At 63.0% G+C, this 12,478-nt stretch carries 15 protein-coding genes and 1 riboswitch; of the genes, 8 read left to right on the top strand and 7 right to left on the bottom strand.

Going from position 1 to position 12,478, the window contains the following annotated elements; genetic code table 11:
* Positions 1 to 89: 89 nt before the first annotated feature.
* The 6 genes from NVV79_RS16965 to hemB all read right to left on the bottom strand — a co-directional run bounded on the left by NVV79_RS16965 (position 90) and on the right by hemB (position 4,879).
* Positions 90 to 1,079, bottom strand: a complete 990-nt coding sequence (locus NVV79_RS16965) for an endonuclease/exonuclease/phosphatase family protein (protein ID WP_303991608.1) — start codon at positions 1,077 to 1,079, stop codon at positions 90 to 92.
* 117 nt (positions 1,080 to 1,196) lie between these two features.
* Positions 1,197 to 1,739: a hypothetical protein gene (locus NVV79_RS16960; protein WP_303991606.1), complete on the bottom strand. Its 543-nt coding sequence runs from the start codon at positions 1,737 to 1,739 to the stop codon at positions 1,197 to 1,199.
* Positions 1,673 to 2,221 (bottom strand): hypothetical protein, encoded by a 549-nt coding sequence (locus NVV79_RS16955; RefSeq protein ID WP_303991604.1) that lies wholly within the window; start codon positions 2,219 to 2,221, stop codon positions 1,673 to 1,675. The genes NVV79_RS16960 and NVV79_RS16955 overlap by 67 nt, the downstream gene beginning before the upstream one ends.
* 150 nt (positions 2,222 to 2,371) lie before the next feature.
* Complete coding sequence (locus NVV79_RS16950; RefSeq protein ID WP_146288749.1) at positions 2,372 to 3,100, bottom strand: arginyltransferase; 729 nt, start codon at positions 3,098 to 3,100, stop codon at positions 2,372 to 2,374.
* A 59-nt stretch (positions 3,101 to 3,159) separates the two neighbouring features.
* Entirely contained in the window at positions 3,160 to 3,672 is a 513-nt protein-coding gene (locus tag NVV79_RS16945; protein WP_303991602.1) for an RDD family protein, read from the bottom strand.
* Positions 3,673 to 3,865: 193 nt separating this feature from the next.
* A complete protein-coding gene (hemB, locus tag NVV79_RS16940) occupies positions 3,866 to 4,879 on the bottom strand; it encodes a porphobilinogen synthase (RefSeq protein ID WP_303991600.1) in 1,014 nt (337 codons plus the stop codon).
* Positions 4,880 to 4,976: 97 nt separating this feature from the next.
* Here hemB and NVV79_RS16935 point away from each other — a divergent pair, with 97 nt between their 5' ends.
* Complete coding sequence (locus NVV79_RS16935; protein WP_303991598.1) at positions 4,977 to 5,366, top strand: hypothetical protein; 390 nt, start codon at positions 4,977 to 4,979, stop codon at positions 5,364 to 5,366.
* Here the strand turns inward: NVV79_RS16935 and NVV79_RS16930 are convergent.
* Positions 5,363 to 6,100, bottom strand: a complete 738-nt coding sequence (locus NVV79_RS16930; RefSeq protein ID WP_303991597.1) for a helix-turn-helix domain-containing protein — start codon at positions 6,098 to 6,100, stop codon at positions 5,363 to 5,365. The genes NVV79_RS16935 and NVV79_RS16930 overlap by 4 nt on opposite strands.
* 128 nt (positions 6,101 to 6,228) lie before the next feature.
* On the opposite strand from NVV79_RS16930, the gene NVV79_RS16925 reads away from it, so the two are divergent.
* The 7 genes from NVV79_RS16925 (at position 6,229) to ribD (ending at position 12,390) form a co-directional block, all read left to right on the top strand.
* Entirely contained in the window at positions 6,229 to 6,633 is a 405-nt protein-coding gene (locus tag NVV79_RS16925; RefSeq protein ID WP_303991596.1) for a hypothetical protein, read from the top strand.
* Between the two features lie 212 nt (positions 6,634 to 6,845).
* Positions 6,846 to 7,355, top strand: a complete 510-nt coding sequence (locus NVV79_RS16920) for a transcriptional regulator LdtR (protein WP_146288754.1) — start codon at positions 6,846 to 6,848, stop codon at positions 7,353 to 7,355.
* A gap of 303 nt (positions 7,356 to 7,658) precedes the next feature.
* A complete protein-coding gene (locus tag NVV79_RS16915) occupies positions 7,659 to 8,858 on the top strand; it encodes a murein L,D-transpeptidase (protein WP_303991593.1) in 1,200 nt (399 codons plus the stop codon).
* A 180-nt stretch (positions 8,859 to 9,038) separates the two neighbouring features.
* Positions 9,039 to 9,251 carry a serine hydroxymethyltransferase gene (locus tag NVV79_RS16910; RefSeq protein WP_303991591.1) on the top strand — a complete coding sequence of 71 codons (213 nt, stop codon included), beginning with the start codon at positions 9,039 to 9,041 and terminating at the stop codon, positions 9,249 to 9,251.
* Positions 9,252 to 9,299: 48 nt separating this feature from the next.
* Positions 9,300 to 9,382: riboswitch (ZMP/ZTP riboswitch) on the top strand.
* 120 nt (positions 9,383 to 9,502) lie between these two features.
* A complete protein-coding gene (glyA, locus tag NVV79_RS16905; RefSeq protein ID WP_303991589.1) occupies positions 9,503 to 10,807 on the top strand; it encodes a serine hydroxymethyltransferase in 1,305 nt (434 codons plus the stop codon).
* Between the two features lie 9 nt (positions 10,808 to 10,816).
* A complete protein-coding gene (gene nrdR, locus NVV79_RS16900) occupies positions 10,817 to 11,296 on the top strand; it encodes a transcriptional regulator NrdR (RefSeq protein ID WP_303991587.1) in 480 nt (159 codons plus the stop codon).
* Positions 11,293 to 12,390, top strand: a complete 1,098-nt coding sequence (gene ribD / locus NVV79_RS16895; RefSeq protein WP_303991585.1) for a bifunctional diaminohydroxyphosphoribosylaminopyrimidine deaminase/5-amino-6-(5-phosphoribosylamino)uracil reductase RibD — start codon at positions 11,293 to 11,295, stop codon at positions 12,388 to 12,390. Before nrdR ends, ribD begins: the two co-directional genes overlap by 4 nt.
* Positions 12,391 to 12,478 lie beyond the last annotated feature (88 nt).

Below are 12,478 nucleotides of genomic sequence, written 5' to 3'. Positions count from 1 at the left end.
ACCATGAGGGCCACTCTTGGCTCAATGCTCCAGTAGCCCTCATGGAGGTGCGCTTCTTCAGCGCCTCGAACCACGAGGGCGTGAGCCGATCACTCCACCGAGAAGGTGAATACCACCGGCAGGTGATCGCTCGCGGTTTTCTGCCCGGCATGCAGGTCATGCACCACGACGCCACCGCGTGTCATCACATGGTCCAGCGGCAGGAACGGGATGGTCTCCCGCCAGGCCCGCAGATAGTACCAGCTCAGCGGATAGGTTACGAGGTTCATGGTTTCGCGGGTGAAGTGGTTGCGCGCCACGAAGTCGCGCAGCGAATAGGACCACGAGGTCGAGTTGAAATCCCCCGCCAGGATCATCGGTCCCTCGATCTTGTCCACGACCTCTGACAGCGCGTCGAGCTGCTCATGCTGGCGCACGACGGGGATCGGCCAGTCCATATGGGTGGTGATGACCGAGAAACTCTTGCCGCCATCGGTCTGGAAGTTGGCGAGGATATGCGCGGTTCGGGTCGTACCATAGGCATTGTTGGGGCAGGCGCCGTCATCGACCTGCGTGAAGGGGATGCGGGAATAGAGCCCCAGATTGGCCCGCTTGCCGCCCCGGCAACGCACGAAGAACGGGTAATCCGCCAGCAGGAGCGGGTGCAGGTCCGTCGCCTGCTCGCCGAAATATTCCTGCAGCACGATGATATCGGGGTCCTCGGCCCGGATAGCCGCGACGACCTTGTCCATCTCATAATTCATGCCGAAAAGATTGTGCGTCATCATGGTGACGGTGCCGCTCGCCGGCGCCACCGGCCGGGCCTGCTGCGAACCGATGAATTCGGGCAGCATCACATTTGCGGATGCGGCAAGGCCGACAAGGGCATAGATGACGGCCACGCTGCGGGTGCGTCCCCGCAGCGCCAATGCCACGATCACCAGGCCGATCACTGTCCCCGGCAGCAGGAAGATCTGCGCATGGTTCAGCAGGTCGAGTTCGGGCACGGCAAAGCCGAACAGCGCGAGGATGGCGAGCGTGGCCACCCCAAGCGCGCCCAGTACCAGACCAAGCCGGATCAGCTTAAACAACAAAGACATGGCAGGTCCGGCAGGTGGGCATGAGGGGCGATGTCGCCGAGACATATGGCGCAAGCAAGGCCGGGGCAACGAAAAAGGGCGACCCGAAGGCCGCCCTGTCTCTTGCTTGCGGGTGGCTTACGCGCCGAACAGGTTCGACGACAGCAGGCCGAACAGCGTCGCCAGCGAGCGCACCACTTCCACCGGCACATTGGTGCCGACGAACTGGCCCGACGCATCGACCTGCGACGGGGTTTCCGTAAGCACGCCGTCGATGTCGATGGTGACGTGCTTGGATTCCTTCATGATGATCTGGGCGGTAATGCCATCGGCCGCCGCGAACAGGTCGCTATTGGCGTCGGCAGTGGCGAACAGCGCATCGTCGCTGGTGGCGCCGGTCGAGGGCAGGGTGAGCGTCAGGTCATACTGGGTCTGGGCATCGACGCCGGGCGAGTCGGTCCAGGGCATGTTGCCCTTGAGGACGTATTCCTTTTCGGCGCAGGTCGCCTTGAGGTCGAGGAACCAGCTTTCGGTCTGGTAGGCGAACACCATATTGCCCGACCAGGTGCAGCCCGTATCGGACGGCAGGCCGGCCGAGGGGATGAAGAGCCGCGTCAGGTCGACCGTATCGACGCGGTCATCGATGACAGAGCCGCCGGAACTCTGGCCGAGATTGGCCATGATCGAACCTTGAGCGCCGAGGCGCCGGTGGAGGTGACTTCCGGCTTGAGGTTCATCGAGCCGGCAAAGGCGCCGGCCGACGGCGCGACCTTGCCGAGGGCCAGGTAGTTGACCGCCATGCCGGAGCCATCGGTATAGCCATCGGCATTGACCGTGTAGCCGCCCGAATACTGGGTGCGTGGCAGCAATTGCTGGTTGGCCGGATTGACGATGGAACCGCTGCCGGCCACGGCACAGGCCTTGTCCGAACGCATGACGAGGAACTGGGTATAGCCGGCCGAGCAGGTCAGCTCGAGCTGGGTCCTGACCTGGGCATCGCCGATGGTGACGGCGAAGACGTCCTTGCGGGACGGGTCCTTGAGCGACGGCATGGTTGCCGCGGCGGTAAAATCGACATTTGCCGGTATGCTGGCCTGTGCAAAGGCCGTAGCCGGCAGGGCGGCCAGCAGGAGGGACGCGAGGTAGATGCTTCTGATCTTCAACGAGGTTCTCCATGGACTAAGGATGGAAGAAAGGGCGCCCCGTTTCCCATCGGTCCACAGCCGCCCACGCTGATCACTGCCAGTAAACGGCTGAACGATAACTGACGGACTGCGTCAGAAACAATTCAGCTTCGAAGTAACCTGATAGTCTTAGTCGAGCGAACACCAGCCCAGCGTGCCGCGCTGGACTTCCAGAGGCTTGTACAGGGCCTTGTAGGCCATCTTCGGCGAATCCTTGACCCAGTAACCGAGATAGACATAGCGCAGCCCCGCCGAGCGGACCTGCGCGATATGGTCGAGGATGAGGTAGGTCCCCAGGCTCCGCGAGGCGAGGTCGGGGTCGAAGAAGGAATAGACCATGGAGAGCCCGTCGGGCATCACATCGGTCAGCGCCACCGCCACCAGGGTCTGGTCGGGATGGTTGCGCAGGCGATACTCCACCAGCACGGACTGCACCGGCGTGTCCTCGACCATATATTCGTAATCCACGAAGCTCATCTGGTTCATGCCGCCCCCGGCATGGCGCGATTCCAGATAGCGCTTGAACAGTTCGTATTGCTCGCTCGTCGCCGTAATGGGCCGCACTTCGACCGAAAGGTCGTCATTGTGGCGCAGCACGCGACGGAAGCGACTCGACGCCACGAAGTCATTGGCGACGATCCGCACCGACTGGCAGGCATTGCAGCCTTCGCAGGCGGGCCGGTAAATCAGGTTCTGGCTGCGGCGGAAACCGTTCTCGCTCAACAGGTGATGCAGGTTCGCGGCGCGCCGGCCGGTCAGATGGGTAAACAGCTTCCTCTCCTGCTTGCCCGGCAGGTAGGGACACGGCATGGCCGCGGTCAAAAACAGCTGCGTGGTTTCCGGCGTCTGGTCGGTCATCCAGGACCCTTGAGTGCAATCAGGAGAATGTACTCCCGCGCCTCAGACCCGGCAATGACTCAATATGCGCTGCTGGCTTGCGCCGAGCGAGCCTGCCGCCAATGGCGCACCATCGGCGAGCGGCGCACCATCAGCGTGCCGGTGATCAGGTCGTGGATCATCTGCCGGCGCGGCGTGAACAGGGCGAAGAGCAGTGACAGCGGCCAGGAAATCCAGGTGGTCAGCCAGAATACGGCGGCGTGGATGATCGCCATCCAGCCATCGAGCGGCTGGCCGCGCGTCGGCGTCAGCACGATATCCATCATCTGCATGCCCATGGTCGCGCGCCGTGGCGAGCCGAGCGTCGCGCCGTAATAGAGCACGATGGTGGCTGGAACGACGAAGATCAGCGCCAGCCAGGCCAGGCCGAAGGTCAGGAATCCGGCGATCAGTCCGACAAAGGCAAAAGCCAGGATCATCAGCCCCATGACGAAGAGGTCGATGAAGAAGGCCAGCACGCGGCGGGTCAACACACCCTCGAACAGTTCGGGGGCCGTGGCGGGATCGGGCAGGGCGGTCTGGTTCTGGCTCATGAACAGAAGATTGTCACCAATGGGGCAGGGTGCAAGGGGAAGGATGTAAAATCGTGCCACGCCCTCGTGGTTCGAGGCGCTGAAGAAGCGCACCTCACCATGAGGGCTGTTGATACGCCAAGTCCCCCAGTAGCCCTCATGGTGAGGTGCGAGCCCTTCGCGAGCCTCGAACCACGAGGGCGTGCACCCAGACCTAGCGACCCAGTTCCCGCGCCACTTCCAGCGCGAAATAGGTGAGCACGCCATTGGCTCCGGCGCGCTTGAAAGCGTGCAGGCTTTCGAGGATTGCCCCCTTGCGGTCGATGGCGCCCGCGGCGGCGGCCATCTCGATCATCGCGTATTCGCCACTCACCTGATAGGCGTAGATGGGGATGTTGAAGCTGTCCCGGGCGCGGCGGACGATGTCCAGATAGGGCAGGCCGGGCTTGACCATGATGCTGTCGGCGCCCTCGACAATATCCTGCTCGATCTCGCGCATGGCTTCGTCGGAGTTGGCGTAATCCATCTGATAGGTGCGCTTCTCACCCTTGAGCCGGCTGCCCGAGCCCACCGCCTCGCGGAAGGGGCCGTAAAAACAGGAGGCATATTTAGCGGCATAGGCCATGATCTGGACCTGCTCATGCCCCTCATCGTCAAGCGCCGCGCGAATGGCGCCGACGCGGCCATCCATCATGTCAGAGGGGGCGATGATGTCGGCGCCAGCCTTGCTCTGCACCAAAGCCGAGCGGATCATCACCTCGACCGTCTCGTCGTTGAGGATTTCCCCGTCGCGCACCAGCCCGTCCTGGCCGTCGCTGGAATATTCGTCCAGCGCCACATCGGCGATCAGGCCCACTTCGGGCACGGCGCTCTTGATAGCTGATAGCGCCCGGCACATCAGGTTGTCAGGGTTATAGGCCTCGGCGCCATTCTCGCTGCGCAGATGGTCCGGCGTATTGGGAAACAGCGCCAGCGCCGGAATGCCCGCATCCCGTGCGGCTTTGGCTGCCTCGACGCAGAGATCGACGCTCAGCCGTTCGACACCCGGCATGGTGCGGATCTGTGTCTTCTCGTTCTCCCCCTCGATGACGAAAAGCGGCCAGATCAGGTCGGCTTGTGTGAGCACGGTTTCGCGCACCATGGCGCGACTCCAGGCCGTGCGGCGCGTGCGGCGCAGCCGCTGGCCGCCGAGAAATGCCATATCGTGCTTCTGCCAGGTGTCGGCCATGGAACGGCTCCTTGTCTGTGCGTTCCGTTTAGCAGCGCCATCCGTGCCATCCAAGCTCCGGCTTGTCGCATCTGTTGCATGGGGATAGAAAACCGGCATGGATTTCAGCGCCCCACCCATTGCCATCTATATCCGCATCGTCGCCATTATCAGCCTGCTGCTGGGCCTCAACGACGCCGCGCGCCTGCTCGGCGTCAATCTCGGCGCCGTCAGCCCCATCGCCACGATGGGCATGACCGGCTTCGTCTATCTCGCCATTTTCGCGCTGGCCCGGCTGTTTGCCGCCGTCGGCCTGTGGATCAAAGCGAGCTGGGGCGCGGTGTTGCTGGTCGGCGCGACCGTGCTTGAACTCGCGCTTTACCTGCTTGGCAATCCCGATGTCCGCATGACCGCCTTCGGCTTTGCCGTCCGGCTGGTGCTGCTGGTGTCGATAACTGTCATCTTCGTGCTGTCCATTCGCCTCAATCGGGCTCGCGCTGCTGACTAGCCCGGATTGGGGTGAAACTGCTCGATAGTGATTTCCTCGGCCATCGCATCCTGCGGCGCACCGAAACTGGTGACCGTGGTGAACCAGCGCGTCATTTCGCCATTCATCCGGAATTCCAGCGGCAGCAGCACCGAGCCGCGCCAATGGCTGCGCACGGCGGACAATTGCTCCGCCCCCGGCTGCGCCATTGCCCGGCGCAGAACTGCAGCTATGGCCGATTGCGGCCCGTGGCGCCGCACCCCCTCGCGCATGCGATGCAGCAGATATTCGGCCACGTCCGTCCAGTTGATGATCGATTCACGCACCGGCCCCGGCGTGTAGACCAGGTCGACCAGGTTGACCCGATCCAGCAGCTCCCGACTCGCGCCGATCATGCCCAAAGCCGGCGGATTGGCGTCGAGTATGTTGAAGGCCATGTCGAGCACGATGGCGGGGTAGGGCTCATGCGCCCCCAGCAGCAGGCCCGCTGCCTGGCGCACCTCCGCCATCGCCTCGCTGTTCCAGTCGCTGTCGCCGAATTGCGGCGCGAAGCCCGCGGCGACCAGCATGGCATTGCGCTCGCGCAGCGGCAGGGTCAGTGCCTCGGCCAGCCTGAGCACCATATCCACGCTGGGCTTGGATCGTTCGGACTCGATGAAGGAGATGTGCCGCGCCGAGACGTCCGCACTCAGCGCCAGCTCGAGCTGGCTCATCCCGCGCAGGCCGCGCCACTCCCGCAACATCGTGCTGAACATCATCGCCCTCCATTGACCAGCCAGCATGAACTGGGTGCAGCCGCTATTCCATTACCTTGCACGTAATTGAAACCATGACCTCGGGCGCGGCACCGTCGGGCCATCGACAAACCGAACGGAGTGCCGCCATGACGACAATGACCCAGACCCTGCCGCGCCTCGATCCGCATCTTGTCTACGGCGTGGATGCCATCGTATCGGCCGCCATGGGCGTCGCGCTGCTTGTCCTCGCCGAGCCGCTGACGCAATTGGCCGGCTGGACCCTGCCATCGGGCTTCCTCTGGACCATCGGCCTGTTGCTTTTGCCATGGGCTGCGTTCAATGCCTGGATAGCGCGCACCGGACACCCCGCAAAGGGCGTCATTCGCGGCAACATTGTTGGAGATGTTGTCTGGGTGGCGGGGACCATTGCGCTGCTCGTGCTACATGCGGCCACTCTCAGCCCCATCGGCCTGGTGCTGCTTGCAGGGCAGGGGATTGCGGTGGCCGGCGTGCTGGCGCTCAAGCTGGCAGGCGCCCGCGCACTGGCGTGACACGATTGGCAGGAGGGCGGCCCCGCCGCCCTTCACACCCTCGTAAGGTTACAAATTTATGCACTGGTGTAACGAAGCATAAAGCCAAATTCTCATTGTTTTCCAGTAAGATGTGCTTAATCACGTCGCTTAGGGTGATCTTAGTCCGCACGCCGTAGTTTGGCCTCATGAGATGCGAAAAATCGCACAGACTGCAAAACAGTGAGGCACAAATGGCAATCAAATCCAACGCAGCCGAGGCCATCGTCCCGGAACGTCCCCAGAGCCTGAAGCCGCTCTATCTGGAAGCGGTTTCCCGTGTGGAACGTCTCCACCGCCGCCTGCTCGATCTCATCAAGGATGAATTCGACCGCATGGGGTGGGACGATATCAACCCGGTCCAGGCCCTGCTGATGTTCAATATCGGCGATGCCGAACTGACCGCCGGCGAGTTGCGCTCCCGCGGTTACTATCTGGGCAGCAATGTCTCGTACAATCTCAAGAAGCTGGTCGAAACCGGCTATATCTTCCAGGAGCGCTCCCGCTCCGACCGCCGCTCGGTCCGCATCCGGCTGACCCCCAAGGGCGAGGAAGTGGCCGAAGTCATCGACGAACTCTATGACCGTCACCTCAAATCCATCGACAAGGTCGGTGGCCTGGGCGACGACGAATTCGACGGCCTCAACAAGGCCCTCGCCCGCCTCGAGCGCTTCTGGGTCGACCAGATCCTCTACAAGCTCTAGGCCCGCTACGGCCGCTGTTGCAGTCGTGCCACACCGTTATGCAAACGCCGGTCCTCTGGGCCGGCGTTCACATTTGTGCCGCAAACGCGCGTGAACTGCGTGGTTAGTGGTTTGCAACCATTTCCTGCGTATTTGTGGTTCATGAAGTCTTGCCGGGTTCACATGCGGTTGAGCGCGTTGTGACCTGTCGGATGCGATGGTAAAAATCGGCCTGCTTTGCGGCTGGAAATTTCGGGTGAATTGATGCGGCTGAATCGACGTTCTCTGCTCCGGTATACGGCTCTGGCCGGGGCATCGCTGGCTATGCCTGCCCTGGCGCGCGGGCAGGAATCGATCTTTGACCTGATGAATCGCGGCAATGTGCTGCGCAATGTTGACAAGGACGGCAATACGGCGGCGGCTGAAGCGCTGATCGCCACGAACGAGCCGATCCTGTCTTATGACACGGTCCACAATCTGCAGCTCGCCATCTCGCAATACGAGCCTTTCGTGGCCAATGGCGGCTGGGAGGAAATTCCCCAGGAAGCTTTCCGCCTGATGATCGGCAAGTCCAGCCCTGCAGTGATCGCGCTCAAGCGTCGCCTGATTTCGTCGGGCGACATGCCGCTGGTGCCCAATGTCAACGACCTGTTCGACGAAGACACCGATCGCGGCGTCCGCACTTTCCAGGCGCGCCACGGCCTGGTGCTCAATGGCCAGGTGGACGAGGCGACCTGGTATGCGATGAACGTGCCGGCCACCACGCGCCTGCAGCAGCTTTACCTGAATTTCACGCGCGTCCAGAGCATGGCCGCCAACCTCAATCCGCGTTACGTCGTGGTCAACATTCCGGCCGCGACCATCGAGGCCGTCAATGACGGCATGGTCGAGCAGCGCCATACGGCCGTCGTCGGCCGCGTGGACCGCGCCACCCCGATCATGGCCAGCAAGATCAGCCAGATCAACTTCAACCCCTATTGGCATGTGCCCAAGTCGCTGGTCGAGCGCGACCTGACCAAGTACATGCTGGAAGACCCCGAATACCTGGCCAAGCAGAACATCCATATCTATGACGGCAGCGGCAACGAAATCTCGCCCGCCAGCATCGACTGGAACAATCTCGGCAACGCCATCAACTACATGTATCGCCAGGAGCCCGGCGCCGAAAACTCGATGGGCCACTGCAAGATCAACTTCTACAATCCCTACGACTGCTACCTGCACGATACGCCGACCAAGGCGCTGTTCGGCGAGAATGCCCGTTTCCATTCGTCGGGCTGCGTGCGTGTCGAGGGTGTCAACGCGCTGGTCAACTGGCTGCTGCGCGACAATGGCGACTGGGACCAGGCCAAGGTCGATTACACCTTCGATTCGCTGCAGCGGCTCGATGTGGAGTGCAAGGCCCGCGTGCCGATCCACACCACCTACATCACCGCCTGGGCCAATCGGCAGGGCACGGTGAGCTTCCGCGACGACGTCTACAAGTTCGACGAGCAGGGCAAGGTGTCCTTCGAACAGGCTTGACGCCGTCCCGGAGGCAAATCGCGCCAGTGGCGCGATTTGAGGCACCAAGGCCATGAGGGCTATGCCCGAATGGCAAGAAGATCCCGCGATCCGCTATTTTGCAGCGCCCTCCCTCGCCGAGGGCGTTTGCTTTTGGCGGCTATGGAATCCTGCTAGTGTCATTGGCGGGGGAAATGCGCCATGGCCGACAGTGAGGTCTATTTCGAATTCGTGCAGGTCGGCCAGCAGATGCGGGTCGCCGCCATCGACGCCGCATCAGGCACCGAAGTCATCGTCATCACGCCCGTATCGGCCAACAAATACCAGATGCAGCAGATTGCCCTGGCCAAGCTGCGCAAGAAGCTGGGGGAGGCCGCGCCGCCACTACCGGCCAGTTCCGGCAAATTTGCCTGAATGGCGGGTTTGGTCACTTCCCCTGCCGCGTATTCTGCGCCATAACTTGGCCGTTCGCGCGACTGGCGAGAAAAGATGGGGAACCATCGGGGAACGCGAACCTTGTAGAGCCGCTCGCCTGGGCACCCATCCGCAACCAGGGAGCCCCTTATGTATCTATCCCTTCTTTCCCGGCCTTGGAATCGCACTTCGCGACATGATAAAGCCATGGCCATGTCGACCCATTTCGTCTCTTGCGAGGTCATTGTTCCATGAGCGCCGCCACGTCTTCCTCGCTCTTTCCCAATTTCTTCTCCAACACGCTGGCCGAGACCGATCCCGAGATCGCTGAAGCCATCCAGAACGAACTGGGCCGCCAGCAGCACGAGATCGAACTGATCGCCTCGGAAAACATCGTCTCGCGCGCCGTGCTCGAGGCCCAGGGCTCGATCATGACGAACAAATATGCCGAGGGTTACCCCGGCAAGCGCTACTACGGCGGCTGCCAGTTCGTCGACGTGGCCGAAACCTTGGCCATCGAGCGCGCCAAGCAGTTGTTCGGCGCCAAATTCGCCAATGTGCAGCCCAATTCCGGCAGCCAGATGAACCAGGCCGTGTTCCTGGCGCTACTGCAGCCGGGCGATACATTCATGGGGCTCGATCTCAATTCGGGTGGGCATCTGACGCATGGCTCGCCGGTCAATATGAGCGGCAAGTGGTTCAACGTCGTCTCCTATGGGGTGCGGCGCGACGATCACCTGCTTGACATGGACGAGGTTGAGCGCCTGGCCCATGAGCACAAGCCCAAGCTGATCCTGGCCGGCGGCACGGCCTATTCCCGTATCTGGGACTGGGAACGCTTCCGCCAGATCGCCGATTCCATCGGCGCCTATCTCATGGTGGACATGGCCCATATCGCCGGGCTCGTGGCCGGCGGCATGCATCCTTCACCGATCCCGCATGCGCATGTCACCACCACGACGACCCACAAGAGCCTGCGTGGCCCGCGCGGCGGCATGATCCTCAGCAATGACGAGGATATCGCCAAGAAGATCAATTCGGCCGTCTTCCCGGGACTCCAGGGCGGGCCGCTGATGCATGTCATCGCCGCCAAGGCCGTGGCCTTCAAGGAAGCTTTGCAGCCCGAATTCAAGGCCTATGCCCGCCAGGTGGTGGACAATGCCCGCGCGCTGGCCGAAGCGCTCAAGAGCCACGGCCTCGACGTGGTGTCCGGTGGCACCGATAACCACCTGATGCTGGTGGACCTGCGCCCCAAGAATGCCACCGGCAAGCGGGCGGAGCAGGGGCTTGGCCGCGCCTTCATCACCTGCAACAAGAACGGCATTCCCTTCGACCCGGAAAAGCCCTTCGTGACCTCGGGCATTCGCCTCGGCACGCCCGCCGGCACGACGCGCGGCTTTGGCGTCGCTGAGTTCCAGGAAATCGGCAGCCTGATCGTCGAGGTTCTCGACGGCTTGCGCGAAGCCAATTCCGATGAGGGCAATGCCGCCGTCGAGGCCGCTGTGGGCGCCAAGGTCAAGGCGCTTACGGCGCGCTTCCCGATCTACGCCAACTAGGATTTTTCGATGCGCTGTCCCTATTGCGGCAACGACGATACGCAGGTCAAGGACAGCCGCCCGACCGAGGATTCCGGTGCTATCCGCCGCCGCCGCGTCTGCAATGGATGCGGCGGCCGCTTCACCACTTTCGAGCGCGTGCAGTTGCGCGACTTGACCGTGGTGAAGAAGAGCGGCCGCAAGGTGCCCTTCGATCGCGAAAAACTGGCCAAATCGGTCTACACCGCCCTGCGCAAGCGGTCGGTGGAGGCCGAGCGCACCGAGCGCATGATTTCAGGCATTGTCCGCCAGCTCGAAAGCCTGGGCGATGTGGAAGTCACCTCCGACCAGATCGGGGAATATGTCATGGAGGGCCTCAAGGGCCTCGATGACGTTGCCTTCGTCCGCTTTGCCTCGGTCTACAAGAATTTCTCCGCCGCAGACGACTTCCGCAACTTCCTGGCCACCTTGGCCGAAGGCGGGCAGAGCACGCTGCGTGACGACGAGTGAGCGGGCTTTCTTCTGAAGATCGGCGCTGGCTCGATGCCGCCGTCCGCTATGCCGCGCCCTTCGCCGGCACGACGGCGGATAATCCGGCTGTCGCCGCCCTGGTGGTCGATCCGCGTATGCAGGCTTTGGTCGCCCGCGCCGTGACCGCCAAAGGCGGCCGGCCGCATGCCGAGGCCGAGGCGATTGCCAAGGCCGGGTTCGAAGCTGCCGGCTGCACGCTCTATGTCACGCTTGAGCCCTGCCATCACTGGGGCCGCACGCCACCCTGCGTCGATGCCATCATTCGCGCCGGCATCATGCGGGTCGTCATCGGCGCGGCCGATCCCAAATCGGCCGGCGGCAGCGTGGCCCAGCTCGAATCTGCCGGCATCGAGACGATTCTCGCCCGCCACGCGCCATCGCAGGCGCTGCATGCCGGCCATATTCTGCGCCACACCGCCAATCGCCCCTTCGTTACCGCAGCGCTTGTCGTCTCGGCCGATGGCATGATCGGCCGGCGAGGTGAGGGCAGGGCGCCTGTCGAGGGTCCGACCCGGCAATGGATCGAAATGCTGCGCTCCCGGTCCGATGCCGTACTGGTCGGTGCGGCAACGGCGCGCGCCGACGATCCTGCCCTGACGGTGACGCTGCCCGGAATGACCGGGCGGACGCCGCTGCGGGTCGTGCTGGCGGGTGTGTCGGGCATCGATCGCAAGGTGAATCTGATTGGTGGCTTTTCCGGCTATCGTACTGCGATCATTGCCGAAACATCAGCTTCGGTCGATGCGCCGGTCTCGGTGGAGACCATGCGGGTCGAGGGCAAGGATGGCCGCCCCGATCTGGCCGCGGCACTGGCCGTTCTGGCGGAGCGGCATATCCAGAACCTGCTGGTCGAGCCCGGTCAGCGCCTCGCCGCGGCCCTGCTCGAAGCCGATCTGGTGGATCGTTTCGCTCTGGTCACGCGCTCCGAGGCCATCGGCGCCGATGGAATACCTGCCAGCCTGGATGGGCCGATTGCCGATGTCCTGGGCGCGGCGGGCCTGGTCGAGGCCGGCGAGCAGGCGCTTGGCGATGACCATTTGACGCTCTATGAGCGGCCGGCGCGGACAGATTGAGCCGCCACCCCTGTTGAAGTTCCTCCCGTGGAAGATTATGGGGTTGCGACGCCCGTCCGGGCAGCGCGGCCCAGCGGCCACACAGCAA

Source organism: Devosia ginsengisoli (genome assembly GCF_024707105.1).
GTDB lineage: Bacteria > Pseudomonadota > Alphaproteobacteria > Rhizobiales > Devosiaceae > Devosia > Devosia ginsengisoli_A.
The sequence above is the reverse complement of the archived record's forward strand: the minus strand, read 5'-3'. Positions and strand labels throughout refer to the sequence as shown.

Excerpts from the sequence above, each read along its gene's own strand:
- NVV79_RS16965 (WP_303991608.1), bottom strand. The coding sequence starts at position 1,079 with ATGTCTTTGTTGTTTAAGCTGATCCGGCTTGGTCTGGTACTGGGCGCG.
- NVV79_RS16960 (WP_303991606.1), bottom strand. The coding sequence starts at position 1,739 with ATGGCCAATCTCGGCCAGAGTTCCGGCGGCTCTGTCATCGATGACCGC.
- NVV79_RS16950 (WP_146288749.1), bottom strand. The coding sequence starts at position 3,100 with ATGACCGACCAGACGCCGGAAACCACGCAGCTGTTTTTGACCGCGGCC.
- NVV79_RS16945 (WP_303991602.1), bottom strand. The coding sequence starts at position 3,672 with ATGAGCCAGAACCAGACCGCCCTGCCCGATCCCGCCACGGCCCCCGAA.
- hemB (WP_303991600.1), bottom strand. The coding sequence starts at position 4,879 with ATGGCCGACACCTGGCAGAAGCACGATATGGCATTTCTCGGCGGCCAG.
- NVV79_RS16935 (WP_303991598.1), top strand. The coding sequence starts at position 4,977 with ATGGATTTCAGCGCCCCACCCATTGCCATCTATATCCGCATCGTCGCC.
- NVV79_RS16930 (WP_303991597.1), bottom strand. The coding sequence starts at position 6,100 with ATGTTCAGCACGATGTTGCGGGAGTGGCGCGGCCTGCGCGGGATGAGC.
- NVV79_RS16925 (WP_303991596.1), top strand. The coding sequence starts at position 6,229 with ATGACGACAATGACCCAGACCCTGCCGCGCCTCGATCCGCATCTTGTC.
- NVV79_RS16920 (WP_146288754.1), top strand. The coding sequence starts at position 6,846 with ATGGCAATCAAATCCAACGCAGCCGAGGCCATCGTCCCGGAACGTCCC.
- NVV79_RS16915 (WP_303991593.1), top strand. The coding sequence starts at position 7,659 with ATGCCTGCCCTGGCGCGCGGGCAGGAATCGATCTTTGACCTGATGAAT.
- NVV79_RS16910 (WP_303991591.1), top strand. The coding sequence starts at position 9,039 with ATGGCCGACAGTGAGGTCTATTTCGAATTCGTGCAGGTCGGCCAGCAG.
- glyA (WP_303991589.1), top strand. The coding sequence starts at position 9,503 with ATGAGCGCCGCCACGTCTTCCTCGCTCTTTCCCAATTTCTTCTCCAAC.
- nrdR (WP_303991587.1), top strand. The coding sequence starts at position 10,817 with ATGCGCTGTCCCTATTGCGGCAACGACGATACGCAGGTCAAGGACAGC.